This is a genomic window from Pseudoxanthomonas sp. (assembly GCF_002863005.1).
Lineage (GTDB): Bacteria > Pseudomonadota > Gammaproteobacteria > Xanthomonadales > Xanthomonadaceae > Pseudoxanthomonas_A.
Genome location: NZ_PKDG01000049.1, coordinates 24,112 through 49,513 on the forward strand (window position 1 = coordinate 24,112; position 25,402 = coordinate 49,513).

Genomic DNA, 25,402 nt, shown 5'->3' on the forward strand with positions numbered 1-25,402 from the left:
GGGAGTCACGCGCCTGATGTGGTGGCTGTCGCCGCTCTCATGGCTGCTGCTGGCGCTCGTCGGCCTGGCGGTCTCGCTCGCGTGGCGACCCCGCATGCGCCTGTGGCGCGCGGTCTGCATGGGCGTGATCGTGGTGTCCTTCATCGCCATGACACCCTGGGTGGCCAACCTGCTGGTGCATTCGCTGGAAAGTCGGGTGAAGCCTTCCGCCGACTGCCGTGCGCGATCACCGGGTGTGGCGGTCGTGCTTGCCGGCGGCGTGGACCGCAAGGCGCACGCGCAGGACAACTACAGCGTGCTGACCCAGGCGAGCCGTCGGCGCGCCGAAGCGGCGGCGCGCTGGTGGCGCGAGGCGCCGGGACGGCAGCTGGTGCTCGCCGGCGGCAGCGGCTGGCAGGGCAGCCCGCCCGAGGCGCGATTGATGGCGGCCTACCTGCGCGCGCTGGGCGTGCCGGCCGACGCCATGCGGCTCGAAACGCATTCGCGCACGACGTGGGAGAACGCCCGCCACCTTGCGGCGTTGGCGCCGGCGTTGCCGCGCGACATCGTACTGGTCACGTCCGCGCTGCACATGCCGCGGGCTTCCTTTTCGCTGCAGCAGGCGGGCTTCCGTACATGCCCTCTCGCGACCGATGAACGCTACGTCGCGTTCCAGCACGCGGGCTTCCTGGTGCCGGACAGTGGTGGCCTGGCCATGACCGAAGCCGCCTTGCACGAATGGGTGGGTTTGCTGGCCTATCGCCTGTACGACCGCGAGGCGGCCCTGCCGCGCGCGGATGGCAGCTTCCCTGACCAGGCGCGCTGAGTCAGTCGTCCCTCCTGCCGTAGCGGCGGGGCGCCATGCGCGCCGCCAGGGGGAAGCGGTCGCCGATGCCGCGCATCGCCGGCGCCGGTTCGTCGGCCGGCGCGGGGCCGGCCGACGCCACGCTGCCTGTCGCGGGCGCACGGCGCTTCAGGGCGAAGTAGTGCTCCATCAGGCCGCACAGCGCCCAGAAGTTGGCCATCACCGCGCCTTCGAAGAACGGGCTGCCGTAGACATTACCCAAGGCGGTGCAGACCGCGAGCAGAATGAAACCCAGCGACAGTGCCTTGCCTTCGGCATCGCTGGCAGGCACCGAGCGCGTGAAGCGCACGCCCATCCACAGCACGCGCGCCAGCAGGAACAGCAGGGCGAACAGGCCCAGCGGCCCGCATTCCGCCAGCATCAGGAAGTAGATGCTGTGCGCGTCGTAGCCGGCATAGCGCGGCACGTACGTGCCGATATGCTGCTTGAAACGGTTCAGGCCGACGCCCACCGGGTGTTCGGTCCACATCTGCGTGGCGCCGCCCCAGATCTCGAAGCGGCTGGCGGTACTGACGTCGAGCTGTTCTTCGCCCACCGAGTCCTGTTGCTCGGTCTCGGCCACGCGCTGGGTGACGCTCTCGGGCAGGAAGCCGATCGCGGGCACCATCAGCAGGCTGATGGCCACCGCCAGCACCACGTTGCGACGCACCAGCAGCAGGGCGAACGCCACCAGCGCGATCAGGTAGGACTGGCGCGAATAGGTCGCCATGATCGCGACCACCATGATCGCGCAGCCGGCGATCGCCGCCATGCGCCAGAACTTCTGCTTGCGGAAGAACAGCGCCATGGCGATGAACATCGGCAGGAACATCGCGTAGAAGACGCCCGCGCGGTTGGCGGTCGAGTAGTCGGTGCCGAACGGGCCCGATGCACGCCGCGATTCGTTGTAGTTGCCGAACCCGTAGTCCAGTCCTTCGCGGATCGCCTCCACGCCCGCCACCGCCGCGACGATCATGACGAAGATGATCAGCTGCCGCGTTCCTTTCGCATCCTGACCGCAACGCCGGTAGACGAAGTACAGCAGCGGATAGAAGATCAGGTTCTTGAGATAGGTGAAATCCTCCATGAAGTTGCGCGGCATGGTGGCCTGCGCGATCAGGAAGGCGATGGTGAGGGCGGCGAAGAGCAGCAGCAGCGCCGGCGTCAGGTAGCCGCGCGGGTCCAGCGGCTGGTAGCGACGGCCCCCCATCAGCAGCGCACCGAGCACCACGATGAAGATGATGTTGGCGAGGTTCAGCCCCGGGATGCCGGTGTCCACCGACAGGTGCAGCATGTTCGGCATGAACAGCAGGGGCACCGCGAGCAGCAGCCGCATCCACATGGCTCAGCCTCCTGACGCGACGTCGCCGTCGAGGAAGCGCTGCGCCCACAGTTCCAGGCAGAGCGCCTGCCAAAGCGCCTCACTGCGATCGATGTCGCGCTCCACGTGGTCGTGCAGGAGCGCCTGCGCGGCGGACGCATGGAGCAGGCCGCGTTCGCGGAAGGCACGGCTACCGAAGGTGTCGGCGGCCAGCGTGCGCAGCGGCCCACGGAACCAGTCCGCCAGCGGAATCGCAAAGCCTTGCTTGGGCTTGCTGATGGCGCGCGGCGGCAACCATTTGTTGGCCACCTCGCGCAGCAGGTGCTTGCCGCGGCCGTCGCGGACGCGGTAGCCCACCGGCAGCGACAGCGCGAACTGCACCAGGTCCGGCTGCAGGAACGGCGAGCGCCCTTCCAGTGACGCGGCCATCGCCATGCGGTCGAGTTTCACCAGGATGTCATCGGGCAGATAGCTCTGCAGGTCGATGGCGACCGCGCGGTCCAGCGGTTCCTCGCCCGCGCCGAGATCGCTGCCGGGCTGTGCGAGTGCCGGCAGGTGGAAGTGGTTGCTACCGCCCGCCTGCGGGCGCAGGCGCTGCGCGATGTCCGAGCGCATGACGGCGACGCCGCTCAGGTAACGCTCGTCGAACGGCAGCCGCAGGCGCTCGCCGACGCGGGCCAGCCGTTCGCCGTACGGATTGGGCGCCACGGCACCGGCCAGCGACAATCCTGCCGCGACCGGGCCCCGCATCGCGCCCAGGCGCTCGAGCTTCATCAGCTTGAGATATCGGTCGTAGCCGCCGAACATCTCGTCGCCGCCGTCACCGGTCAGCACCATCTTCACGTGCTGCCGCGCGAGTTGCGAGACGAGGAAGGTCGGTACGGCGGAGGAGTCGGCGAACGGTTCGTCGAAGTGCCAGACCAGCGTCTTCAGCAGGTCGACCGCATCGGGCTCCACCACCAGTTCATGGTGTTCGGTGCCCAGATGCGTCGCGACGCGACGCGCGTCGTCGAGTTCGTTGTAGGCCGCTTCCTTGAAGCCGATGGTGAACGTCTTCACCGGCTGTCCCAGGTGGCGCGCCATCAGCGCGACGACCGTGCTGGAATCGAGCCCGCCACTGAGGAAGGCACCGAAGGGCACATCCGATACCAGTCGACTCGCGACCGCACGGTCCAGCAACGCCTCCAACTGCTCCGCCGCTTCCGGCTCGCTCAGCGAGGTCTTGGGCGAGAGCGAGGGCTGCCAATAGCGATGCAGACTGATCTGGCCGTCGCGGTAGCGCAGGAAGTGCGCAGGCGGCAGCTTGTGGACGCCCGCGAACACGCTGTAAGGCGACGGCACGTAGCCGTAGGTGAGGTAGGCGCGGAGCGCATCGTCGTTGAGGTCGCGCGGGCAGTCGGGAGATTGCAGCAGCGACTTCAACTCGGAACCGAACAGCACGCGGCGCTCGTCGTGCGCGTAGTAGAGCGGTTTCTCACCCAGGCGGTCGCGGGCCAGCACCAGTTCCTGCGTGCGGCGGTCCCAGATGGCGACCCCGAACATGCCGTCCAGCTGCGCGAAGATGCCGACGCCGTCGCGCAGGTATCCCTGCAGGATCACCTCGGTGTCGCTCTGGCTGGCGAAGGCGTGGCCATCGCGCTCCAGGCCCGCGCGCAGTTCGCGGTAGTTGTAGATCTCGCCGTTGAAGACGATCGTGACCTGGTGGTCAGCCCCGTACATCGGCTGGTGACCACCGCCGACGTCGATGATCGACAGCCGCCGCATGCCCAGCAGTGCGCGCTCGTCGTGGTGCAGGCCCTCGTCGTCGGGACCGCGATGGTGGATGACGGCGTTCATGCGCCGGCCCAGCGCGGGGTCGGGCGCCGGCTGGCCGGGAGCGACCACGAGTCCTGCAATGCCGCACATGGTCAGGCGTTCCCGTTGTGCGCGGGCGTGCCGTGGGCAAGCAGGCGTTCGCCGCGATACAGCTGTACCAGCCGGTTGAGCACCTGATCGAGGCCGGCGTGCGTCCGTACCGTCACGCGGGCGGCTTCACCCATGGCGGTGCGCCTGGCGCCATCCATGGCCGCCGCCTCCGCGAGGCACGTCGCCAGGGCGGCGCGGTCGCCGGGTTCGAACAGCCAGCCGTTCTCGCCGGGGCGCACGAAATCCTCGTTGCCGCTGATGCGGCTGGCGACCATCGGCAGGCCGGATGCCATCGATTCCAGCAAGGTGTTGGACAGGCCCTCGATGCGCGAGGTCAGCACGCCGATGTTGCCTTCGGCCAAGGGGGCTTCGATGTCGTCGCGGTGGCCGGCGAAGGCGATGCGCGATTCCAGGCCGAGCGCACGCACACGCGCCTTGAGTTCGGCTTCCAGACGGCCGGTCCCGACCAGCAGCAGGCCGGCCGTGGGGTGGTCCTGCGCGATGTCGGAGAAGGCGTCGACCAGTAAGTTCAGGCCCTTTTCCGCCTCCAGCCGGCCGATGAACACGAAACGCGGCGGCAGGGCGCCGTCACGACGGATGCCGGCGAAGCGCGACGTGTCGACCGCGTTGGGCAGGGCGACGATGCGCTCCGGCGGAATGCCGCGCGATTCCAGCGTGCGCGCGATGCGGCGGCTGATCGCCTGCCAGTGTTCGGTGCGTCGAAGCGCGCGCTGGGCGAGCGTGTCGACCAGGCCCGTGCGCGGCGCCAGCGTGCCCTTCTCGAGTTCCCACCAGCCGGACACCTTGGTCAGCACGCGAACGTCCAGCCATTGGCCCATCACCGCGCAGATCGCGGCCATGCGGTGCGCGATGTGGACATGCCACGCGTCGTAGCGATGGCGGCGCGCATACAGGAAGGCGATCGTGCGCAGCCACAGCAACGGACTGGCGAGCAGCGGCAGGCGCGGGAAGGCCAGCCGGCAGACGACCGCGCCATCCACGCGCTCGACGCGCGCGGGCGACGCATAGGGAAGGCGGGGTACGAGGATGGTGACGCGGTGTCCCCGCGCGCGAAGGCCGCGCGCCAGCGTACGGACCTGCGCCTCCGCGCCACCGCCCTTGTGCGCCGGATAGGCGGCTTCCATCACCATCAGCACGCGCAACGCGTCAGCGGACATCCATGTACCTCCGCATCCACAGCTCCAGCACCAGCAGTTGCCAGAGCGCGTTGGAGTGGTCCCAGCCACCGGCCATGTGCAGGTCGACCAGGCGTTCGATGAAGGCCGGGTTCACCCAGCCGCGCTGGCGGGTGCACTCATCCAGCAGCACCTCGCGCACGCGCGCCTGCAGGGCAGGGTCTTCCTTCATCCATATGGCGATGGGCAAACCGAAGCCCTGCTTGCGCTTGCTCAGGATCTCCGCAGGCAGGATGTCGGCGACCGCCTGCTTGAACAGATAACGCTTCTTCAGGCCGCGCACCTTGTAGTGCGCCGCCAGGCGCCCGCAGTAGTCGACCAGCGCGGGATCCAGGTACGGGAAGCGCACCGACACGCCGTGCTGGCGGCAGGCGCGATGGACCTTCACCAGGTCGTTCTGCGCGATGGCCATCAGCAGGTCCAGCCGCATGATCTGGTGCAGCGGTTCCGTGCGCGGACCGATGGCGTACACGCCACGCATGAAGTCCAGCGAGGCATCCTGCGGCACCTGCGCGCGGAAGGCGGGCGTCAGCAGTTCGCCGTAGAAATCCGAGGCGAAGGAGTCGTCGGTATAGAAGCGGTCCGGGTTCGGCAGCGAGCCACGGCGGGTGAAGTTCTGCACGCGGTTGAGCACGTGTACATGGCCGCCGCCGACGGTCTCGCCAATGGCGCGCGCGGCCGCCTTCAGCGGGGAAGGCAGCCGGTAGAACGCCTCCATCACCTTGTCCTTGGCGTAGCGCTGGTTGCCGCCGAAGATCTCGTCGCCGCCGTCGCCGCCCAGCATGGTCGCGAAACCCTGGCTGTGGCCGAGTTCGGCGCACGCCAGCGTGGGTACGGCCGAGGCATTGCCGAAAGGCTGGTCGTAGGCATCGATCACCGAGTCCAGCAGGCCGAGCGCACGGTGGCGGTCGACCTTCGCCAGGTGCGGCTGTGCGCCACAGGCTTCGCTGGCCAGTCGCGCGAAATCCAGTTCGTCGTAACCGGCTTCGGGAAAGCCGATGGAGCAGCTGTGCACCTGCGATCCGCCCTGGCGCGCCAGGATGCTGACGATGCTGCTGCTGTCGGTGCCGCCGCTGAGGAAGCAGCCCCAGTCCCCATCCGATGAAGGACGGAAGTCCTGCACGGTCGCGATCATGCGGTCGCGCAGATCGTGCGCGAGCTGCGTGTCGGTGCCCTGCAGGTCGGCCGGATACTCCGGCAGGTAGTAGCGCGTGCTGCCGTCAGCGCCGGCATCGAGCGTGAGCACGCAGCCCGGCTCGACGCGACGGATGTCGCGATGGATGGTCAGCGGCGCCGGGATGCAGGTGAAGTTGAGGTAGTGGTAGACCGCCGTCAGGTCGACCTCATTGCCGACGCCCGGGGCGTCGAGCAACAGGCGCAGATCGGTGGCGACGGCGAAATGGCCGTCGCGGCGGTACCAGAACAGCGGCAGCGATCCGAAGTGGTCGGTGAACGCGGTGAGTCCGGCGGGGCCGGCCTGCCAGCTGGCGCAGGCGAAGCGACCACGCCAGTGGCGCTGCGGCGCCGTCGCCGTACCGGCGGCAGCCTCCTCGAGATCGCCCGAGATCAGGTCGGCGATCGCCAGCCAGTGACGGCCGTCGGCGTGCCGGCCATGCCGCACCCCGGCGGTCGTGGCCACCTGCAGCGTTCCGCCACCCACGTCCCGCACCTGCAGGCCGGGCTTGGTCGCCAGCCAGGCAGCGGCCTGCGGCCCGCTGGCCAGGATGAAGTCTTCGCAGAGCGAACCGGCGGAGCTCATGCGTCGTCCCGTGCTGAGCCGATGGGCGACAGCGGAACGGCGCCGGCGTCGGTGGCCGGTGCCTGCAGGCAGCGGTCGTAGACGCGGGTCGTCGATCGCACCAGCTGCTCCACCGAATAGCGCTGGCGCGCCACCTGGGCCGCCTGTTGCGACAGCCGCTGGCGCAATGCCGCGTCCGTGCCGAGCGACTGCAGGCAACGCGCGAGCGCTTCGGCGTCGTCGCTGGGGAACAGCAGGCCGGTCGCGTCGTCCTCCACCAGCTCGGGATTGCCGCCTACGTCCGAGGCGATCACCGGGCAGCCGGCCGCCATGGCTTCCATGAGAACGTTCGACATGCCTTCGTACGAAGAGGGGAGGATCAGGAAATCGGCGGATTGCATCAGGGCGGCAGTGTCCTTGCGTTCGCCTAGGAAACGTACATCGGCGTCCAGACCGGCCGCCTCGCGCATCGCGTCGATGTCGCCGCGCAACGGTCCGTTGCCGGCCAGCGCCACCCAGGGGCGTTCATCCGCGGGAAGGCGGGCGAGGGCGCGCATCAGGCAGGCCAGGTTCTTTTCTTTCACCAGCCGGCCGACGAACAACGCGAAAGGACGGTCCGCCGGCGCGCCGATGGCCTGGCGCAGGGCCTCGCGCTGGCCGATGGGCAGGGGCTCGGGGGGCAGCATGCCGTTCGGCACCACGTCGATCCGCGCCAGCGGCACGCCCGCCCGCTGGGCCGCGGCGACTGCGCCGGCTCGCGCATTCGCGATCACCGCCGCCGAGCGCGACAGGATGAAGCGCTTGATGCGCCAGAAGCGTTCGGATTCGTCCAGGTACAGGCCGCGGATCGACGCCACCATGGGCGGCCGCGGACGCGCGAGCCAGCCGGACACGATCGTCCACAGTTCCGCCGTCAGCGAGAACGCGTGGACCAGGTCGTAGCGCTGGCGGCGCAACAGCGCCGCGTAGGCCAGCACGAAGCGCAGGTCCAGCCGGCCACGCTTGGGAATGTGGTGCACCACGATGCCCTGCGCGCGCAGGTCGCGGACCAGGAACGACTCCTTGCGGAAGAACACGAGTTCCGCCTGCCACTGGCGACGGTCCAGGCCGCCGAGCAGGTAGGTGATCTGGCGCTGGCTGCCGCCCACTTCCATCTCGTCGCTTACCACCAGCAGCTTCCTAGGACGCATGTGCGACACCCTCCATCAGGTCCTGCAAGCGGCGTGCCTCCTTGCGCGCGTCGAACTCGCGCTCGACCTTGGCACGGGCTCCAGCGACGACCTGCCGTCGCAGGTCGGCATCTTCCAGCAGGCGCTGCATGGCATCGGCCAGGGCGGCCGGCTGCTTTTCGTCCACCAGCAGGCCGGTGGCTTCGTGCTCGACCAGCTCGGGAATACCGGACACGCGCGTGCTGACGACCGGGCAGCCGGTGGCCATGGCTTCCATCAGCGCCACCGGGATGCCGTCGCGGTTGCCGTCGGGCGCCACTTCGGAAGGCAGCACGAACAATGCCGCCTCGCCCATCCAGCGGCGCACGACGTCCTGTGGCTGCGCACCGCAGAACTCGATCCTGTCGGCCACGCCGCGGGCCTGCGCGAGCGCGCGCAGCGACGCATCCAGCGGGCCGGACCCCAGCAGGCGGCACTGGAAGTCGACGCCGCGCGCCTGCAACAGGGCGAGCGCTTCCACCAGCGTGGCGAAGCCCTTGATCGGGTCGAGCCGGCCGACGGTGAGGATCTGGTGCGGCAGGCGGCCGTCCGGCTGCCAGGGATTGGCGCGCAGGTCGACGCCGCAATGGATCACATGCAGCTTGTCACGCGCCTGCGCGGTCTCGCGTTCGCTCAGCCATTCCACGTTGAAGCGCGAAATCGTGACGGCGACGGCGGCATCCTGGATCTTGCGCGCGATCAGTTGCCGTTCGATGAAGATGTCGTGCGCGTGGCAGGTGAAACCGAACGGCACGTCCAGGACGCGCGACAGCGTCCAGGCGGCGGTAGACGGGTAGGTCGCCCAGTGCGCGTGCAGGACCTGCGGCTTGAAACCGTGCAGCCAGTCCACGTGCTCCAGCCCGCGCAGCCAGGCGGCGAGCGATTTGGCCAGCACCGAGGGCGAACGCCAACTGTCGGCAACGACGCTGCCGAGGGTAGCGATGACGGCGCCGGGATTGCGCAGGAGGGCCTTTGTCGCCTCCCACAGTGCATGCAGCGGCGAACGCGGATGCCGCACGCGGTCCATCAGGGCCTGCGCATCGGCCTGCACCAGCGTCTCCGACGGCTTCTTCAGCGAGATGATCCGTACGTCGACGCCGTTCTCGATCAGTGCGCTGATCTCGCGGACGATGAACGTCTCCGACCAGCAGGGAAACAACGACACCACGTACACGGCGCGTTGCAGGGGAGGGTGGGCGGTCATCGGCGAACGTCTTCCAGTCGGGTGGTCTGCCAGAGGTGCGCCTCGGGATCGCGCAGGTAGTCCGCGAGGGCGAGCATGGCACTGGTATTGAGGCTGAGGAACGCAACGGCCAGGCGCACCGGCAGCAGCGTCGCCAGTCGCGGCCAGCCGCGACCGAGCACGGCGATGGCGTAGCCGGACAGCTGCAACGCGAGCAGCAGCGGATAGAGCATGCCGCCTCGCAGCGCCAGCGCGACGTTCGCCAACAGTGCGAGCGCGAGCAGCCATGGCGCGAGCAGGCGCAGCCACTTGTGGCCCCACAGCCGCCAGGCGAGCGGGTGAGCGCCCGGGATGGCCAGCGCAGGTTGCAGGTGGATCAGCTGGAAGTTTCCGGCCAGCGTGCGCCGCTTGCGGCGTTCCTCGTCGGCGGGATTGGCCGGTGTGCGGTCGAAGGCCTGGGCCTCGGGCACGAACACGGTGCGGTATCCCGCACGGGCGATGCCCAGCGGGATCCACATGTCGTCCAGCACGATGCCGCCCGGGATGGCGGGGATCAGCGTGCGACGTGCGGCGTACAGCGCGCCGGTGGCGCCCACCAGCGAACCGCTGGCGCTTTCCAGCCGCCGGATCGCCTTCTCGTAGCGCCAGTAGGCGTCCACGCCCTTGCCGTAGCCATCGCCGGCTTCCAGCACGAGTTCGCCGCTCGCCGCCCCGACCGTGGGATCCGCCAGTACCGAGGCGAGCGCGCGCGCCGCAGCGGGATCGATGCGCTGGCGCACATCGTTGAACAGCACGATGTCCGCATCGAGCAGCGGCACCACGTTGCCCAGGCAGGCCGACTTGCCGCGCCGCTCGCCGAAGGCGAATACGCGGATGCGTTGCGGATCCCGTTGTGCCGCGAACCGGTCGCTGCCGTCCGTGCAGCCATCGCACGCCACGTTGATGCGCAGGCGGTCGTGCGGGTAGTCGAGCGCCAGCAGGTTGTCCAGTTTCGCGGGCAGCTCGCGCATGCCGTTGTGCACCACCAGCAGCACGTCGATCATGGGCAGCGCGGCCGCGGCGTGGACCGGGCGCGGCCGGACGCGGGCCAGCAATGCCATCAGCAGCGGATAGCCTGCGTACGCGAACGCCACCAGGGCCAGCGATGCCCAGAACAGCAGGGTCATGCGCGCCGTCCCAGCACGCCGAGGGCACCGGCACGCAGGCGCTCGTAACCGGTGTCGCCGAGCATGCGCTTGGCGAGCGCCAGGCCCCGGTAGCGCAACCGCTCGTGGCCGATGGCCACCGGGTCGCGCCGGATCCAGCGCTGGAAGGTCACATGCCGCGTCGCCGCCGTCATCGCCATGCGGGGAAGCGGGCCCGTAGCGCCATCCGCGGCGGCGAGCACGCCGGGTTCCGACGAAAGCACGTGCGTGTAGCCGCACTCCCGTGCGATCGGTAGCAGGTCCTTCGGCATGCGGCCGCCGGGCGGTGCCAGCAGCGTGACCGGCGTGCCGATGCGCTGTTCGATCTCTTCGCGCGCGGCGGTCAGCGTCTGTCGAAGGCGGTGTGCATCGAGCTGGGTGAGGTAGACGTGGTCATAGCCATGCGACTGGATCGACATGCCCGCATCCGCCATCTCCCGCAGCTGGCGCCAGTTGAGGAAGCCGGGGGTGCCGACCGTGGCGGGATTGATGAAGAAGTCGGCGGTGATGCCGTGGCGCGACAACAGCGGCAGCGCGAGCGCGTGGTTGCTGGCGTGGCCGTCGTCGAACGTGACCAGTACGCGCGCCTGCGAGGTGCCGTCCAGCAACGCGGCGGCGCTGCTGCCACCCCCCGCGGCCGCCACTTCGCGCATCTGTTCGTCGAACTCGTCCACCGCGAGCGTGTAGTGCGGATCCTGCCCGTCGGGCACGGCGCCGGTATGCAACGCGTGGTACATCAGCGCGACGACGGGGCCGGGTTCCACGGCTGGCGGGGTGGGGAGCGGCATGGCGCGGCGTCAGCGGTAGAACGTGACCGACAGGGCCACGACGTTCTCGACATAGTCCTGGCTGCTGATCGAGCTGTTGCGCTTGCGGTGCAGGTAGTCGACCTGCGCGCCCCAATGACGGCTGAAGCGCATCGCCAGGCCGGTGCCGAGGATGGTGTCTGTATCGTCGCGGTCGATATTGGTGAACTCGCGCTTGTAGCGCTGCGCCACGCCGGTCAGGCTCAGGCGCGCGGTCAGGCCGTAACGTGCGGAGACCGAGATGCCGGAGTTGTCGGCGTCGAAGCTCTCGTCGCGGAGGTAGCGCAGTTGTTCGACGTAGGGTTCGGCCAGCAGCGTCAGGCGCTCGCCGGTGAACTCGTATCCCATGCTCGCGCGCTTCTGCTTGAAGGTGTCCGGGATGATCTGCAGGTTCGGATCGCCCGGCTGGCCGACGCCCGGACCGCCAGGGGTGCCCGGATCCGTGGGTTCGCCCGGCGCACCCACGCGCTGGATCAGGTCCTGCGAGGCGTCGCCGAACTGGTAGCTGGCCCGCGCGCTCAGCTGGCTGCGCGGCGCGACCTGCCAGCCTGCATAGCCGCGGAACAGCGCGCTGGACGTGCCATCCGCACCTTCCGGCTTCAGCCGCGAATAACCTGCGCTGACGTCGAGATTGAGCTTGGACAGTTCGCTCAGGTAGGTGACATAGGCGTCGTAGCGCTTGTAGTTGTAGAACTCGGAGATGGTGTCGTACTCGGTCTGCCCGGCCTCGAGGTTGAATACCAGCGTGTCGGTGGTGCTCAGGGGGCGCAGCAGGCGCGCCGCGGCCGAGTAGCGATCGCTGTTGAACGTCTCGGTCTCTTCCGCCCAGCTGTTGGTGTAGCGGAGGTCCAGCACGCCGCGCATCGTCTCGCCGAAACGGGCCATCAGCGTCGGGCCTGCTTCGAAGACGTTGATCTTCTGCTGGTTGCCGGGAGTGAACGCGGCCAGCGAGTCCACCGACTGCTCGCTGAGGGAATCGCGGGCGTAGAAGGTCAGGCGCTCGGGCAGCAGCGTCCATTCCAGCTCGCCGGTGAACTCGCCGCGGGTATCGTCCTGGTAGACATCGTCCATGTAGTCCAGGTACTGCACGTTGCCGCGCAGCCGGGTGGTGAGCACCGAGCTGTCGTGGGTCAGGTCGAACCTGACCTGCGGCGAGAGGATGTCCTCGCTGATCTCGTTCGCTGCCTGCAGCACGATGTTGTCGCTATGCATGTAGCGCATGCTGACGTCGTAATCCAGGCGCGCGGCCTGCGCACCGAACGGCAAGGCGGCCGCGAGTGCGGCGCACAGGATGCGCCGGCGCGTGGACAGGGTACGGTGGAGGCTGTGGCGGGACGTGGTCATGGTTTCTTCCGTGCGCAGGTGGGTCAGACGCCTTCGTTGAACACGACGCCGGCGAACTTCTTCGGGTCGAAGTTCGCGGCCGCCTGGGCGATGGCGGCGGGCGTGTCGCGCCCGTAGCCGGCCACCAGCACCACGACATCGGCCAGTTCCGAGAGGATGCGGGCATCCGGCGCGCCGCGCACCGGCGGCGCATCCAGGAACAGATGGCAGTTGGGGTAGCGGCTGCGCAGCGAATCCAGCAGCAGGCGCATGCGGAAGGACGAGAAATACTCCGAGCCCGTCTCGCGCGTGCGCCCCGCGGGCAGCAGGCGCAGGCGCGGCACGCCGGTGTCGTACAGCACGCTCTCGGTGGTGCGTTCCTGGTCTTCCAAGTAGTCGACCAGGCCGCCCCCTTCGGCGGACAGCTTCATCGTGCGGTCCTGCGTGGGCTGGCGCAGGTCGCAGTCGATCAGCAGCGCACTCTTGGTCTCGTCGAACGCGACCGCCACGGCGAGGTTGCGCGCCACGAAACTGCCGCCGCTGCCGGGGCTCACGGGGGTCACGAGGGTGATGAAATTGCCCTCGGCCACGGACAGCAGCTGGGTGCGCAGCTCGCGGAAGGCGTCGACCTCGCGCCGTGCCGCATCGCTGCGGTAGATGGTGGCGCGGTCTTCCAGCTGCAGCGGGCTGAGGGCGGTGACCGGTGCGCGCGGCGCGATGGAACGGCTGGCGACGTGCTCGTCGCGGTCGCCCGCGGCGTCGTTGCCCAGCGGCCTGATCGGGTTGCTCATAGGACTTCCATTACCTTCAGCGTATAGGTCAGGCCGTACAGCAGCGGCACGGCGAGGAACAGCGACGCGGCCAGTGCGTAGCGCCGCAGCGCCTTGCGCCGCCGGCGCCCGGTCAGGTACGCCGGCATGGTGCCGAGCACCGGCAGTCCGGCTTCGCGCTCGATCTGCAGCGGCGAGCGCACGCGCGGATCCAGCTTGATCAGCGCGAACAGCACGCCCAGGGGAATCAACAGCGCCAGGGCGATGCCGGCACCGGCCACGTGCATGACACGCAGGCCGCTCGGGCGCAGCGGCATCTGTGCGGGCTCCTGGATGCGGAAGCTCAGGCCGCGCTGCTCGGCGTCGAGGTTCATCGACACGCGGGCGTTCTCGCGGCGCTTCAGCAGGTCCTGGTAGAGATCGCGGTTGACCTCGTAGTCGCGGGTCAGTTCGGCCAGCGTGCTCTCCGACGAGGCGATCCGGTTGCTGCGCGCCATCTCGCTGGCCAGCATCTGTTCGGCGCTGCCGATGCGCGCGGCGGTGGCGGCGCTTCGACGGCGGGCTTCGGCCAGCTTGCTCCTCAATTCGCCGTACAGCGGATTGAAGGCGGCCGGGCCCTCCAGTGCCGTGCCCGCCGTGCGCGGCGCGTTTTCCTCGCGGCGCAGGTCTTCTTCCACGTCGCGGATCTGGTGCTGCACGCGCACCACGTCCGGGTGCTGTTCGGTGTACTGCAACAACAGGCGGTCGCGATCGGACTGCAGTTCGGCCAGGCGCGCGCGGTACTGGCCGGCGCGGGTCTGCACCAGGGTGATCTCGCTCTCGCCCGACAGCTGCGACTGCAGCGCGGCCTCCTGCGAGCGCAGGTCGATCAGTTCCATCCGCGCGCCTTCGATGATGCGGCGCAGCTCGCCAATGCGGGCGTTGACGTCGACGTCCGTACCGGGCCGCGCATCGGGCGTGCTCTGGCGGAAGTTCTCCAGGCCGGCCTCGGCGGTGGTCAGCTTCTCGTGGTACTGGTTCACCTGCGAATCGATGAAGGCGTACGCCTCACTGCTCTCGCGTTCCTTGGTGGCCAGGCTTTCCTGGATGACCAGTTCGGCGAAACGGCGGGTGATCTCGTAGGCCCGCGTGGCGTCCGAGTCGCTGTACGCGATCTCGATGAGGTTGGCGCGCGGGTTGCTGATGCTGGTGCGGTCAATGATCTTCTCGATCAGCTTGTCCTGCTCCAGCGGCGTGGGGTTGTCTTCCATCCAGCCGCCGGTCTTGAGGATCTCTTCCATCACGCGACGGCTGAAGGCGACTTCGCGCAGGATGCTGGCGCGGTCGACGACACTGGTGGCGACTGCGCGGCCTTCCATCAGCGGCGCGATGATGTTGCGGTCTTCCACCAGGATGATCGTGGAGGAGGTGTACTTCTTGGGCAGCATCATGCCGATGACCAGGCCGAGCAGCGCGATGCCCGCGAACAGGCTCGCCAGCAGCACGGCGCGACGCTTGAACTCCTTGCTCAGCACCGGTACCGCATCGAACGCGGAGCGCCCCTCTTCGGGCGCTCCCCAGGCAGCGGACTGGTTCACAGGACGCGTTCCGGCACGGTGATCACGTCACCCGGGGCGACGGTGAAGTTGGTGCTCAGGTCGCCGCGGTTGAGGATGCGGTCCAGCCGCACGGCGTAGCTCTGCGTGGCGTCGGCCGTCTTGCGGTACAGGTTGGAACGGTCGGGCGCGGCGAACTCGGTGACGCCGCCGGCGGCCAGCACGGCGTCCAGCACCGTCATGCCCGGGCGATAGGGAATCGAGACGGGCTGGCGCACCGCACCGGTGACGCGCACGCGCGACAGGTACTCGTGGCTGCGCAGTTCGGTCAGGATCACGGCGACCTGCGGGTCGCGCACGTAGGCGCCGAGCTTTTCCTGGATGTCCTTGGCGACCTCGGCGGGGCTGTGGCCGGCGGCCGACACGTCGCCCACCAGCGGGACCGAGATCATCCCGTCCGGGCGGACCGGCACGGTGATGCCGAGTTCCGGGTTGCGCCAGACCGACACTTGCACGATGTCGTCCACGCCGATCTGGTAGTTCTCGACGGCGGTGCTGGCCTGTTGCGGCGGTGCGGACTTGCTGCCGGCGTTGCCGGAGGCGCAGCCGGCGAGAAGAAGCGCCAGGACGACGGCCAGGAGGCCGGCGAAGGTGCGGTTCATGGAACATCCCCTGTGTTGGTGCGGATTGCCCCATACAACGCAGGGAGTGCCCGCGCCCGGCCACCGGACGCGGGCGAAAGGGCGGTCAGACCCGATAGAACTCGCGGTACCAGTCGACGAAACGGCGCACGCCCGTCTCGATGGGCGTGGACGGGTGGTAACCGGTGTCGCGACGCAGCGCTTCGACATCGGCGCAGGTGTCGGGCACGTCGCCGGGCTGCATCGGCAGCAGGCGCTTCTCGGCCTTGCGGCCCAGGCATTCCTCCAGCACTTCGATGTAGCGCAGCAGCTCCACCGGCTGGTGATTGCCGATGTTGTACACGCGCCAGGGCGCGCTGGACGAGCCCGGGTTGGGGAGCAGCGGGTCGTAGGTCGGGTCCGGGCCGGGCACCGTGTCGAGCGTGCGGATGACGCCTTCGACGATGTCGTCGACGAAGGTGAAGTCGCGCGTGTGGCGGCCATGGTTGAACACGTCGATGGGCCGGCCTTCGAGGATGCTCTTGGTGAACAGGAACAGCGCCATGTCCGGGCGGCCCCACGGTCCGTAGACCGTGAAGAAGCGCAGGCCGGTGGTCGGCAGCCCGAACAGGTGGCTGTACGTGTGCGCCATCAGCTCGTTGGCCTTCTTGGTGGCGGCATACAGGCTGACCGGATGGTCCACGCTGTCCTCCACCGCGAACGGCAGCTTGCGGTTGGCGCCGTAGACCGAACTGGAGGAGGCGTATACCAGGTGTTCGACGCCGCGACGGCGGCAGGCTTCCAGGATGTTGGTGAAGCCGACGATGTTGCTGTCGATGTAGGCGTGCGGGTTCTCCAGCGAATAGCGCACGCCGGCCTGGGCGGCCAGGTTCACCACGCGCTGCGGCTTGAAGTCGTCGAACGCGGCCTCCATCGCCGCGCGGTCTTCGAGCGAGGCCCGCACGAAGCGGAACCCGTCCTTGGGCTGCAGGCGCGCTAGGCGCGCCTCTTTCAGGGTGGGGTCGTAATAGTCGTTGAGGTTGTCGTATCCCAGCACCTCATCGCCGCGGTCGAGCAGGCGATGGCTGAGATGGGAGCCGATGAAGCCGGCGGCACCGGTAACGAGGACGCGCATCGAGGATTCTCGTGGGGAAGGACGTTACAGGCAGTCGTCGACAGCGTGGCGGGGCAGCGCCCGCTTCACGTCGAACACCACCGCGCCTGGCTTGCCGAGGGCGCGCACGCCGTCGCCGCCACGCTCGGTGAATTCGCGGTGGGCGACCGCCAGGATCACGGCATCGTACTGGCCGGCCTGAGGCTCGGCCACCAGGTCCAGGCCGTATTCGTGCTTGGCTTCGGCGGCGCTGACCCACGGGTCGTGCACGTCCACCTGCGCGTTGTAGCTGCGCAGTTCGGCCACGATGTCGACCACGCGCGTGTTGCGCACGTCGGGACAGTTCTCCTTGAATGCCAGCCCCAGCACCAGCACCCTGGCGCCGGCCGTGGGCAGGTTCTGCCGGGCCATCAGCTTGGCCACGCGTCGCGCGACATGGCTGCCCATGCCGTCGTTGATGCGGCGGCCAGCCAGGATCACGTCGGGGTGGTAGCCGATCTGCTGCGCCTTGTGGGTCAGGTAATACGGGTCCACGCCGATGCAGTGGCCGCCGACCAGGCCCGGGCGGAACGGCAGGAAGTTCCATTTGGTGCCGGCGGCCTCGAGCACCTCATGGGTGTCGATGCCTAGGCGATGGAAGATCAGGGCCAGTTCGTTGATCAGCGCGATGTTGACGTCGCGCTGGGTGTTCTCGATGACCTTGGCGGCCTCGGCGACGCGGATGCTGCTGGCCTTGTGGGTGCCGGCGGTGATGATGCTGCCGTACAGCGCGTCGACGAAGTCCGCGACCTCGGCGGTGGAGCCGGAGGTCACCTTCATGATGGTTTCCAGACGGTGCTGCTTGTCGCCGGGGTTGATGCGCTCCGGGCTGTAGCCGGCATAGAAGTCCTGGTTGAACCGCAGTCCCGATTCGCGCTCGATGATCGGGACGCAGGTCTCTTCGGTGGCGCCGGGATACACGGTCGATTCGTAGATCGCGACCGCACCCTTGCCGATCGCGCGGCCGACGGTGCGGCTGGCCGATTCCAGCGGATGCAGGTCGGGGCGCTTGTAGTCGTCGATCGGGGTGGGGACGGTGACGATGAACACGTTGCAGCCCGCCAGCGCCGCCGGGTCGTCGCTGAAGTCGAGCAGGGGCGTGTCGCGCAGCTCGTCGGCGCTCACTTCCAGCGTGTGGTCCTGGTGCTCGCGCAGTTCGGCCACGCGCTTGCTGTTGATGTCGAAACCCAGGGTGGGGAACTTGCGGCCGAAGGCGACGGCCAGCGGCAGCCCGACGTATCCCAGGCCGATCACGGCGATCCTGACCTGGTCCAGGGTGGGCAATGGAGCGTTCATCAATGTGGGGTCCCCTGTGTACTGCGTGTTGGAAGAGTCTATAAGGCCGGGGGCATGCCCGCGCTGCCGCCGGCGGCCCCATGTCGAGTCGATCAACGTGCAAAGCCCCGTCGAGAGGACACGCTTGCGCAATGGCCTGATTGCGCCGCGCTCTGCGTACCAGAGGCATGATCGGCCACCAGGAGGGTGGCGACCAGCGACCGGGGAGTCGACATGCGGATCCTGTTGTGCGGTGGCGCCGGCTACATCGGCGCGCATGCTTACGTGGTGCTCGTCGAGCGGGGCCACGACGTGGTGGTGGCGGACAACTTCAGCAACAGTTCGCCGGGCGTACTGGTCCGCCTGCAGCAGATCACCGGGCATCCGGTGCCGTTCCAGCCGCTGGACCTGCGCGACCGCGAGGCGGTCGTCGGCTTCTTCGCGCGGCAGCAGTTCGATGCGGTGGTGCACTTCGCGGCGTTGAAGGCGGTGGGCGAATCCTGCGAGCGTCCGCTGGACTATTTCCACAACAACATCAGTGGCACGCTCAACCTGTTGCACGGCATGCAGGCGGCGGGCGTCAAGCGGCTGGTGTTCAGCTCGTCGGCGACCGTCTACGGCGACCCCGCGAGCGTGCCCGTCCGTGAAGACGCGCGCCTGCAGGTCACCAACCCGTACGGCCGGACCAAGCTGGTGATGGAACAACTGATCGGCGACCTCTGCGAGAGCGATCCGGGCTTCCACGCCGCCAACCTGCGCTACTTCAATCCCGTGGGCGCGCACGCCTCCGGCCTGATCGGCGAGGACCCGACCGGCATCCCGAACAACCTGATGCCCTACATCTGCCAGGTGGCCGTGGGCCGGCGCGAGCACCTGAGCGTGTTCGGCGGCGACTGGCCCACGCCCGACGGCACCGGCGTGCGCGACTACATCCACGTGACGGACCTGGCACGCGCGCACGCGGATGCGCTGGATTTCCTGGTGCGCGAGCGCCGCAACCTCACCGTCAACCTCGGCACCGGGCAGGGCATCAGCGTGCTGCAGCTGGTGAACGCGTTCGCGGGTGCGGCCGAGCGCGCGATCCCGTACCAGATCGTCGCGCGTCGCGCGGGCGATGTGGCCGAAGTGTATGCCGATCCATCGCTGGCCAACGACGTGCTGGGCTGGCGTGCGGAGCTCGACGTCGACGCGATGTGCCGTGATGCCTGGCGGTGGCAGTCGCAGAACCCGCAGGGCTATCCGTCCGCCTGACCGGCCGCCGCGAACGTGACCGGTTTGGCATAAGCGAGCCTGCGGCGGCCGGCCGCAGGCTGGCGACGCGGTGGCGATTGGTCGAGAATCGACGCACCTCCCGCTCGCCTGGATCCGCTTGCCAACCGACGCCGTTCGCGACCTGGCGGAACAGAACCGCTCACGCTACGGCCAGCGCATGTACCGCATGCGCGCGCTGGGGCTGGGCCTGGGAGCGCTGTGCGTGGGCGCCGTGCTGTACGAACACGCGGCGCCTCCTGCGTTGTGGGCGTTGCTGGCCGCGCATGGGTTCCTGTGGCCGCACTTGGCCTACTGGCGGGTGAAGCGGCAGCACGACGCACCGTTGCAGACGGAGTTCCAGAACCTCACCTTCGACGCCGCGATGGGCGGGTTCTGGATCGCGGCGATGCAGTTCGATGCGCTGCCCAGCGTGCTGCTGGCGGTGATGCTGACGATGGACAAGGTCATCGTCGGTGGCGGGCGTTTCGCGGTGCGCACGCTGGCGGCGATGGCGCTGACCTGCCTGGCGGCCAGCGCCGCCTGGGGCTTCGCCTTCGAGCCCTTCACGAGCTATCCGGTAGTGCTTGCGTGCCTGCCTTTCCTCGCGATCTATCCGACGGCCATCGGCATCGCGACCCATTCGCTTGCGCGCAGGGCGCGGCAGCAGAAGGACCTGCTGGAGAAGATGGCGCGCTTCGATGCCGCGACCGGATTGATGAACCGCCAGCAATGGCTGCACGCGGCGACCCACGAGCTCAAACGCTACCAGCGCGCCGGGCGTACCGCAGTGCTCGTCTTGATCGACATCGACCGCTTCAAGGACATCAACGACGGCTACGGCCATACGGTCGGGGACGAGGTGGTGGAAGAGTTCGCCCGCCTGCTGAAAGCCTGTCTGCGTGACGTCGATACGAGCGGCCGCTACGGCGGCGACGAGTTCGGCGTGGTGATGCCCGACACGCGATGGGAAGAGGCCATCGTGGCCGCCGAGCGCCTGCGCCGGCAGGTTGCGGCCTGCGGATTCTCCACTCGTGCGTTGCGGTGCACCGTCAGCATCGGCCTGGCGGAATCCCATGCGGGCATCGCGTCGGTGTCGGACTGGATCAACAGCGCCGACAGTGCCCTCTACCGCGCAAAAGCCCAGGGGCGCGACTGCATCGTCGTCGGCTGCTGAGACGCGCTCAGTCGAGCAGGGCGTCGACCACGGCCGCGGGTTGTCTCATCCAGGCGAAGTGATCGGCGCGTGCGCCCAGGCGTGCATGGTCGAGCACCGTCACGTGGGCGGGACTCCCGGGTAGTTTCGCCATCAAGGCCCGCAGCGAACTTTCCGGAGCCAGCCAGTCGTCGTCGAACAGCACGCCGCGCACAGGCGCACGCACGCCTCGCATGCCGGCGTCCAGGTCCACCGGCCAGCCCGCTGCGCGATAGCGGCCGCTCAACCCCACCCGCGCCCAGTCGCGGATCAAACCGCGTGCTTCATCGCCACCGAAGCCCAGGCGGCGACCGGGCAGGGCGCCACAGGCGCGTGCCAGCCAGGGCGCGAACTGGTAGAAGAATGGCAGCGCGTAACCACGCGGCGCGGGGAACGTTCGCCAGTATGGCGTTCCGCTGGCGACCAGCCAGAGGCTCGCGAACGCGTCGGCAGCCTGACCTGCATGGCAGGCCGCCAGCTGGCCGCCCAGGCTGTGGCCGCCGATGCGATGGGGAATGTCCCGCAGGCGACCACGCATCGCGGCGTGGCTGAGCGGCAGGTCGGTGCCCAGCAACTCGCGATAGCCCCAGTCCGTGTGCCGTCCGGCGCGGAGCGAACTGCTGCCATTGCCGCGCCATTCGTGCACGAAGACCGCGATGCCGCGGGCGGCCAGCATCTCGGCGAACGGCAGGTAATGACGCGCCGCGACCCCGAGCGCGGGTACCCACAGCAGGGCGGAGACAGGATGGGTCGGAATACGCGCGACCAGGGTGTAGCCGTGGCCATCCTGCGATTGCAGCGGAATGTCTTCGGCAAGCCGGGGCAGGTCGGTGGCATTCATGCGGCCGGTGCAGCCCCGGTGTGGTCCAGCACGACGATGTCGCTGCGTCCCGGCCGATAGCCGCCGCGCAACGCAGCGTGCACGTAGTCCGAAGCGGCGAGGCATGCCGCCTTCATCGCCATGCCTTGCGCGCCACGCGCGGCGATGGCGGAAGCGAGCGTGCAGCCGGTGCCATGGGCTTCCAGGGCCAGGCGCGGATGCGAAGTTTCGGTCATTCCGTCCGCATCGACGTACAGGTCCACCACATCGCCGTCGCCCGGCAGATGGCCACCCTTGAGGAACACGGCTCGGGCGCCCAGCGCCAGCAGGTCGTTCGCGGCCCTGCGCATCGCCGGCGCATCGTCAATGGCGCGCCCGAGCAGCAGTTCCGCTTCCGGAAGATTCGGCGTCACCACGTCCGCCAGCGGCAGCAACCGTGTGCGCAGTGCCTGCAGCGCGCTGTCTTCCAGCAGCTTGGCGCCGCTGGTGGCCACCATGACCGGATCGACCACCACCGTGGCCGGGCGATGCACGCGCAACGCCTCGGCCACCACGCCGATGACGTCGGCGGTCGCCAGCATGCCCAGTTTCACGGCGCGCACGTCGAAATCGTCGAAGCACGCTTCGAGCTGCGCGCGGAGGAAATCCATCGGCGGCACGTTTACCGCGGTAACGCCCCGCGTGTGCTGTGCGGTGAGCGCGGCGATGGCGGAGAGGCCATGCACGCGGTGGGCGGCGAAGGTCTTGAGGTCGGCCTGGATGCCGGCACCGCCACCGGAGTCGGAACCGGCGATGGTCAGGGCGGAAACCACGGAGGGAACGGTCATGCGCGGATTGTGCCATCCGTACGCGGGCGGGTGGCGGGCGGGTCACGCTGTCGGCGACCGTGCGCGCATCCACTGGCGATACAGCACGTAGCCGACGCCGGTGCAGCCGGTCAGCAGCGCCGGCGCCAGCAGGGCGTCGTAACCGACTTGCCGATACAGCCAGGCGCCCAGCACGCCACCGCCCAGGAAGCCGCTGATGATCAGGCCGCTGAGCGTCAGGCGCCTTACCGGCAACGGCATGCCGCGCAGCAGGTGCCCCAGGCCGATGCCGAGGTCGGTGAACATGCCACTGAGGTGGGTGGTACGCACGGCGGCACCGCTGTAGGTCGTGACCATCGCGTTCTGCAGGCCGCAGGCCACGGCAGCCAGCAGGGCACCCCAGATCTGTTCCTGCTTGAACAGCGGGACCGCGGCGATCAGCAGCACGGCCTCCAGCGCGAGCACCACGCCGTACCGGCGGCCGAGTTTCAGCGTCTGGTCCTGGATGATCAGGCCGCTGAGCATCGCGCCGAGGCAGAACGCGATCAGCACGCCCCACAGGTGGATCACCGCACGCAGGTCGCCCTGCGCGATCGCCGCACCCAGCAGGCTGGTGGTGCCGGTCAGATGGCTGACCGCCTGGTGTTCGAACCCCAGGTAGCCGATGACGTTGACCATGCCGGCCACGCAGGCCAGCAGCACGGCACCGATCCAGACCCAGCGGGGAAGTTGGAGGCCCATGGCGTCAATGAGCCCCGCGTGCAGAACGCGGACCTCGTCCCGGCCACAGCCATGCAAGCGACCAGGCGGCACAGACCGGAAGGAGTTCGGACGCCCAATACTTCCATGCTGAATAGTCGAGGGTTACGTCCAACAGCACCTTCAGGATGCCGGCGCCTATCGACTGGACCAGTACCCAGGCAAGCAGCAGATGGAGCCAGCGCCAACGCGCGATTCCGGTGGAGAACCACCAGTAGGCGACCGTCGCAAACAGGATATATCCACTTGTGCGGACGACGTTGAAGGACGCGAATCCAACATCATCCGGGGCGAACCGGAACAGGAATAGCGAGAGCAACATGCTGGTGCCAATGGACCATGTAGCCAGTGCCGAGAACAGGACGACGCCACCCAGCAGGACGCGCCGCCATTGCACGCCAAACTTCAGCGCTGCGGCGGCATCCGTGGGGGCGGCGGCGGATGCGTAGCGTGTCGGCGTGTAGGGATCATGCATGGCTGCCTGCTCTGGTGTCGCCACGCAGGCCGCAAGGGCCTACGCGGCGATCGATACCGCTACAGCACTTCCGACGCGTAATCCGCCAGGCGCGAGCGCTCGCCACGCCGCAGCGTGATGTGCGCGCTGTGCGCCCAGTTCTTGAAGCGGTCCACCGCGTAGGTCAGGCCGGACGTCGTCTCGGTCAGGTAGGGCGTGTCTATCTGTTCCACGTTGCCCAGGCAGACGATCTTGGTGCCGGGGCCGGCGCGGGTGATCAGCGTCTTCATCTGCTTCGGGGTGAGGTTCTGCGCCTCGTCGAGGATCAGGTAGCGCGACAGGAACGTGCGGCCACGCATGAAGTTCATCGAACGGATCTTGATGCGCGAGGCGAGCAGGTCGTTGGTCGCGGCGCGGCCCCAGGCGCCGCCTTCCTGGTTGTGCGTCAGCACTTCCAAGTTGTCGGTAAGAGCGCCCATCCACGGCGTCATCTTCTCTTCCTCGGTGCCCGGCAGGAAGCCGATGTCCTCGCCGACGCTGACTGTGGCGCGGGTCATGATGATCTCGCGGTAGCGCTGCTGGTCCATCGTCTGCGCCAGGCCGGCGGCGAGCGCGAGCAGCGTCTTGCCGGTGCCGGCGGTACCGAGGAGGGTGACGAAATCGACTTCGGGATCCATCAGCGCGTTGAGCGCGAAATTCTGTTCGCGGTTGCGCGCATTGATGCCCCACACCGCATGCTGGCTGTGGCGGAAGTCGTCGACGATCTGCAGCGTCGCCTTGTCGCCCTCGACCTTGCTGACGCGGAATTCGGACTCGTCGTCGCCGGGCAGGTACAGGTACTGGTTGGGGTACCAGCCCGCGCCATCGGCCATCGTCACTTCGTAGAACGTGCGGCCCTTGTCAGTCCACGAGCGCAGGTCCTTGCCATGGCGTTGCCAGAAATCCTCCGGCAGCGGATCGGCGCCGGTGTACAGCAGGCTGAAATCGTCGAGCGCGCGATCATTCTCGTAGTCCTCCGACACGATGCCGGCGATCGCCGCCTTGATGCGCAGGTTGATGTCCTTGGAGACGAACACCACCGGGATCTCCGGCTCGCTCTCCTTCAGCGCGAGGATGGCGCCGAGGATGGCGTTGTCGGGAATGACCGCACCGAAGCTCTTGCCGGCATCGAAATGGCTGGTCTGGAAGCGCAGCAGGCCCGCGCTCTGTGAGCCGCGCAGCTGCAGGCTGTTGGGCTGCACGAGCGGAATGCCGGCGGCCAGGTTGTCCAGGCCGGACGCCTCGACCAGTTCGTTGAGGAAGCGGCTGACCTGCCGCGCGTTGCGGCTCGCTTCCGAGGTTCCCTTCTTGCCGTTGTCCAGTTCCTCGATCACCTGCATCGGCAGGAAGACGTCGTGCTCCTCGAACTTGAACAGCGCGGTGGGGTCGTGCATCAGCACGTTGGTGTCCAACACATAGATACGCTTGCTACGGGTCATTCGGGCAACCTCATCGAGGAAGATGTGTGAACACGGGCGACATTTCCGCGGACAGCAGCGAACCACCATGACCCGCCGCGGCGCGGGATGGTGGGTGGAAGGGAAGGGGATTTCGTCACTGGGCCTGGTGGGCCTTCAGCGCGTCCAGCACGGCGTCGGCATGGCCGGGAACCTTCACGCCGCGCCACTCCTGCACGATGCGGCCGTCCGGCGAGATCAGGAAGGTGCTGCGCACCACGCCCAGCACCTTGCGGCCATACATGTTCTTCTCGTGGATCACGTCGAAGGCCTTGCACAGCGCTTCGTCGGCGTCGCTCACCAGCGGGAACCTGAAGCCCTGCTTGGCGCAGAAGTTGTCGTGCGATTTCACCGAGTCGCGCGAGACGCCCAATACGGTGGCGTCGAGCTTGGCGAACTTCGGCAGCAGCGCGTTGAAGTCCAGACCCTCGGTGGTGCAGCCGGGAGTGCTGTCCTTCGGATAGAAGTAGAGCACCAGCCATCGGCCGGCGTAGTCGGCGAGGGTGGCGGTCTCGCCGCCAGACAGGGCCAGCGGCAGTTTCAGTGTCGATTTGGGCAGGGCTTTCGCGCTTTTCGCCGTCATC

General features: G+C 68.4%; 23 protein-coding genes. 3 read left to right on the top strand and 20 right to left on the bottom strand.

The window, feature by feature from the left end; all coding sequences use genetic code 11:
- Positions 1–16: 16 nt before the first annotated feature.
- On the top strand, positions 17–805 hold the full coding sequence (locus CYU89_RS16180; protein ID WP_296282580.1) for a YdcF family protein: 789 nt from the start codon (positions 17–19) through the stop codon (positions 803–805).
- A gap of 1 nt (position 806) precedes the next feature.
- On the opposite strand, the gene CYU89_RS16185 is transcribed toward CYU89_RS16180, so the two are convergent.
- From CYU89_RS16185 to CYU89_RS16250, 14 genes are all read right to left on the bottom strand, one after another.
- Positions 807–2,165: an O-antigen ligase family protein gene (locus CYU89_RS16185; protein ID WP_296282581.1), complete on the bottom strand. Its 1,359-nt coding sequence runs from the start codon at positions 2,163–2,165 to the stop codon at positions 807–809.
- A 3-nt stretch (positions 2,166–2,168) separates the two neighbouring features.
- Positions 2,169–4,049 (bottom strand): asparagine synthase (glutamine-hydrolyzing), encoded by a 1,881-nt coding sequence (asnB, locus tag CYU89_RS16190; RefSeq protein ID WP_296282582.1) that lies wholly within the window; start codon positions 4,047–4,049, stop codon positions 2,169–2,171.
- A 2-nt stretch (positions 4,050–4,051) separates the two neighbouring features.
- A complete protein-coding gene (locus tag CYU89_RS16195; RefSeq protein ID WP_296282583.1) occupies positions 4,052–5,227 on the bottom strand; it encodes a glycosyltransferase family 4 protein in 1,176 nt (391 codons plus the stop codon).
- Positions 5,217–7,004 carry an asparagine synthase C-terminal domain-containing protein gene (locus tag CYU89_RS16200; RefSeq protein ID WP_296282584.1) on the bottom strand — a complete coding sequence of 596 codons (1,788 nt, stop codon included), beginning with the start codon at positions 7,002–7,004 and terminating at the stop codon, positions 5,217–5,219. Before CYU89_RS16200 ends, CYU89_RS16195 begins: the two co-directional genes overlap by 11 nt.
- Complete coding sequence (locus CYU89_RS16205) at positions 7,001–8,173, bottom strand: glycosyltransferase family 4 protein (RefSeq protein WP_296282585.1); 1,173 nt, start codon at positions 8,171–8,173, stop codon at positions 7,001–7,003. The genes CYU89_RS16200 and CYU89_RS16205 overlap by 4 nt, the downstream gene beginning before the upstream one ends.
- Positions 8,163–9,395 carry a glycosyltransferase gene (locus tag CYU89_RS16210; protein ID WP_296282586.1) on the bottom strand — a complete coding sequence of 411 codons (1,233 nt, stop codon included), beginning with the start codon at positions 9,393–9,395 and terminating at the stop codon, positions 8,163–8,165. Before CYU89_RS16210 ends, CYU89_RS16205 begins: the two co-directional genes overlap by 11 nt.
- On the bottom strand, positions 9,392–10,540 hold the full coding sequence (locus CYU89_RS16215; RefSeq protein WP_296282587.1) for a glycosyltransferase family 2 protein: 1,149 nt from the start codon (positions 10,538–10,540) through the stop codon (positions 9,392–9,394). Before CYU89_RS16215 ends, CYU89_RS16210 begins: the two co-directional genes overlap by 4 nt.
- Positions 10,537–11,346: a polysaccharide deacetylase family protein gene (locus CYU89_RS16220; RefSeq protein ID WP_296282588.1), complete on the bottom strand. Its 810-nt coding sequence runs from the start codon at positions 11,344–11,346 to the stop codon at positions 10,537–10,539. The genes CYU89_RS16215 and CYU89_RS16220 overlap by 4 nt, the downstream gene beginning before the upstream one ends.
- Positions 11,347–11,355: 9 nt before the next feature.
- Positions 11,356–12,708, bottom strand: a complete 1,353-nt coding sequence (locus tag CYU89_RS16225) for an outer membrane beta-barrel protein (protein ID WP_296282589.1) — start codon at positions 12,706–12,708, stop codon at positions 11,356–11,358.
- Between the two features lie 23 nt (positions 12,709–12,731).
- The gene (locus CYU89_RS16230; RefSeq protein WP_296282590.1) at positions 12,732–13,478 is read right to left on the bottom strand and encodes a polysaccharide biosynthesis protein; all 747 of its coding nucleotides are present in this window, start codon (positions 13,476–13,478) and stop codon (positions 12,732–12,734) included.
- Positions 13,475–15,034, bottom strand: coding sequence for an XrtA system polysaccharide chain length determinant (locus CYU89_RS16235; RefSeq protein WP_296282591.1), 1,560 nt, complete (start codon positions 15,032–15,034; stop codon positions 13,475–13,477). Before CYU89_RS16235 ends, CYU89_RS16230 begins: the two co-directional genes overlap by 4 nt.
- Positions 15,031–15,654, bottom strand: coding sequence for an XrtA/PEP-CTERM system exopolysaccharide export protein (locus CYU89_RS16240; protein ID WP_296282592.1), 624 nt, complete (start codon positions 15,652–15,654; stop codon positions 15,031–15,033). The genes CYU89_RS16235 and CYU89_RS16240 overlap by 4 nt, the downstream gene beginning before the upstream one ends.
- An 85-nt stretch (positions 15,655–15,739) precedes the next feature.
- Complete coding sequence (locus CYU89_RS16245) at positions 15,740–16,747, bottom strand: NAD-dependent epimerase (RefSeq protein ID WP_296282593.1); 1,008 nt, start codon at positions 16,745–16,747, stop codon at positions 15,740–15,742.
- Between the two features lie 24 nt (positions 16,748–16,771).
- Entirely contained in the window at positions 16,772–18,061 is a 1,290-nt protein-coding gene (locus CYU89_RS16250; RefSeq protein WP_296282594.1) for a nucleotide sugar dehydrogenase, read from the bottom strand.
- A gap of 213 nt (positions 18,062–18,274) precedes the next feature.
- On the opposite strand from CYU89_RS16250, the gene galE reads away from it, so the two are divergent.
- Both galE and CYU89_RS16260 read left to right on the top strand, forming a co-directional pair.
- Positions 18,275–19,291, top strand: a complete 1,017-nt coding sequence (gene galE / locus CYU89_RS16255) for a UDP-glucose 4-epimerase GalE (protein WP_296282595.1) — start codon at positions 18,275–18,277, stop codon at positions 19,289–19,291.
- A 118-nt stretch (positions 19,292–19,409) separates the two neighbouring features.
- Positions 19,410–20,465, top strand: coding sequence for a diguanylate cyclase (locus CYU89_RS16260; protein WP_296282596.1), 1,056 nt, complete (start codon positions 19,410–19,412; stop codon positions 20,463–20,465).
- A 7-nt stretch (positions 20,466–20,472) separates the two neighbouring features.
- Here CYU89_RS16260 and CYU89_RS16265 read toward each other — a convergent pair whose 3' ends face one another.
- The 6 genes from CYU89_RS16265 to CYU89_RS16290 all read right to left on the bottom strand — a co-directional run bounded on the left by CYU89_RS16265 (position 20,473) and on the right by CYU89_RS16290 (position 25,401).
- Complete coding sequence (locus CYU89_RS16265; protein ID WP_296282597.1) at positions 20,473–21,324, bottom strand: alpha/beta hydrolase; 852 nt, start codon at positions 21,322–21,324, stop codon at positions 20,473–20,475.
- A complete protein-coding gene (thiD, locus tag CYU89_RS16270) occupies positions 21,321–22,130 on the bottom strand; it encodes a bifunctional hydroxymethylpyrimidine kinase/phosphomethylpyrimidine kinase (protein ID WP_296282598.1) in 810 nt (269 codons plus the stop codon). The genes CYU89_RS16265 and thiD overlap by 4 nt, the downstream gene beginning before the upstream one ends.
- Positions 22,131–22,172: 42 nt before the next feature.
- Positions 22,173–22,850 carry a YoaK family protein gene (locus CYU89_RS16275; RefSeq protein WP_296282599.1) on the bottom strand — a complete coding sequence of 226 codons (678 nt, stop codon included), beginning with the start codon at positions 22,848–22,850 and terminating at the stop codon, positions 22,173–22,175.
- Between the two features lie 4 nt (positions 22,851–22,854).
- Positions 22,855–23,343 (bottom strand): hypothetical protein, encoded by a 489-nt coding sequence (locus CYU89_RS16280; RefSeq protein ID WP_296282600.1) that lies wholly within the window; start codon positions 23,341–23,343, stop codon positions 22,855–22,857.
- A gap of 59 nt (positions 23,344–23,402) precedes the next feature.
- Entirely contained in the window at positions 23,403–24,800 is a 1,398-nt protein-coding gene (locus CYU89_RS16285) for a PhoH family protein (protein WP_296282601.1), read from the bottom strand.
- Between the two features lie 115 nt (positions 24,801–24,915).
- Positions 24,916–25,401, bottom strand: coding sequence for a peroxiredoxin (locus CYU89_RS16290; protein ID WP_296282602.1), 486 nt, complete (start codon positions 25,399–25,401; stop codon positions 24,916–24,918).
- Between the last annotated feature and the right edge of the window lies 1 nt (position 25,402).

Excerpts from the sequence above, each read along its gene's own strand:
- CYU89_RS16180 (WP_296282580.1), top strand. The coding sequence starts at position 17 with ATGTGGTGGCTGTCGCCGCTCTCATGGCTGCTGCTGGCGCTCGTCGGC.
- CYU89_RS16185 (WP_296282581.1), bottom strand. The coding sequence starts at position 2,165 with ATGTGGATGCGGCTGCTGCTCGCGGTGCCCCTGCTGTTCATGCCGAAC.
- asnB (WP_296282582.1), bottom strand. The coding sequence starts at position 4,049 with ATGTGCGGCATTGCAGGACTCGTGGTCGCTCCCGGCCAGCCGGCGCCC.
- CYU89_RS16195 (WP_296282583.1), bottom strand. The coding sequence starts at position 5,227 with ATGTCCGCTGACGCGTTGCGCGTGCTGATGGTGATGGAAGCCGCCTAT.
- CYU89_RS16200 (WP_296282584.1), bottom strand. The coding sequence starts at position 7,004 with ATGAGCTCCGCCGGTTCGCTCTGCGAAGACTTCATCCTGGCCAGCGGG.
- CYU89_RS16205 (WP_296282585.1), bottom strand. The coding sequence starts at position 8,173 with ATGCGTCCTAGGAAGCTGCTGGTGGTAAGCGACGAGATGGAAGTGGGC.
- CYU89_RS16210 (WP_296282586.1), bottom strand. The coding sequence starts at position 9,395 with ATGACCGCCCACCCTCCCCTGCAACGCGCCGTGTACGTGGTGTCGTTG.
- CYU89_RS16215 (WP_296282587.1), bottom strand. The coding sequence starts at position 10,540 with ATGACCCTGCTGTTCTGGGCATCGCTGGCCCTGGTGGCGTTCGCGTAC.
- CYU89_RS16220 (WP_296282588.1), bottom strand. The coding sequence starts at position 11,346 with ATGCCGCTCCCCACCCCGCCAGCCGTGGAACCCGGCCCCGTCGTCGCG.
- CYU89_RS16225 (WP_296282589.1), bottom strand. The coding sequence starts at position 12,708 with ATGACCACGTCCCGCCACAGCCTCCACCGTACCCTGTCCACGCGCCGG.
- CYU89_RS16230 (WP_296282590.1), bottom strand. The coding sequence starts at position 13,478 with ATGAGCAACCCGATCAGGCCGCTGGGCAACGACGCCGCGGGCGACCGC.
- CYU89_RS16240 (WP_296282592.1), bottom strand. The coding sequence starts at position 15,654 with ATGAACCGCACCTTCGCCGGCCTCCTGGCCGTCGTCCTGGCGCTTCTT.
- CYU89_RS16245 (WP_296282593.1), bottom strand. The coding sequence starts at position 16,747 with ATGCGCGTCCTCGTTACCGGTGCCGCCGGCTTCATCGGCTCCCATCTC.
- CYU89_RS16250 (WP_296282594.1), bottom strand. The coding sequence starts at position 18,061 with ATGAACGCTCCATTGCCCACCCTGGACCAGGTCAGGATCGCCGTGATC.
- galE (WP_296282595.1), top strand. The coding sequence starts at position 18,275 with ATGCGGATCCTGTTGTGCGGTGGCGCCGGCTACATCGGCGCGCATGCT.
- CYU89_RS16265 (WP_296282597.1), bottom strand. The coding sequence starts at position 21,324 with ATGAATGCCACCGACCTGCCCCGGCTTGCCGAAGACATTCCGCTGCAA.
- thiD (WP_296282598.1), bottom strand. The coding sequence starts at position 22,130 with ATGACCGTTCCCTCCGTGGTTTCCGCCCTGACCATCGCCGGTTCCGAC.
- CYU89_RS16275 (WP_296282599.1), bottom strand. The coding sequence starts at position 22,850 with ATGGGCCTCCAACTTCCCCGCTGGGTCTGGATCGGTGCCGTGCTGCTG.
- CYU89_RS16280 (WP_296282600.1), bottom strand. The coding sequence starts at position 23,343 with ATGCATGATCCCTACACGCCGACACGCTACGCATCCGCCGCCGCCCCC.
- CYU89_RS16285 (WP_296282601.1), bottom strand. The coding sequence starts at position 24,800 with ATGACCCGTAGCAAGCGTATCTATGTGTTGGACACCAACGTGCTGATG.
- CYU89_RS16290 (WP_296282602.1), bottom strand. The coding sequence starts at position 25,401 with ATGACGGCGAAAAGCGCGAAAGCCCTGCCCAAATCGACACTGAAACTG.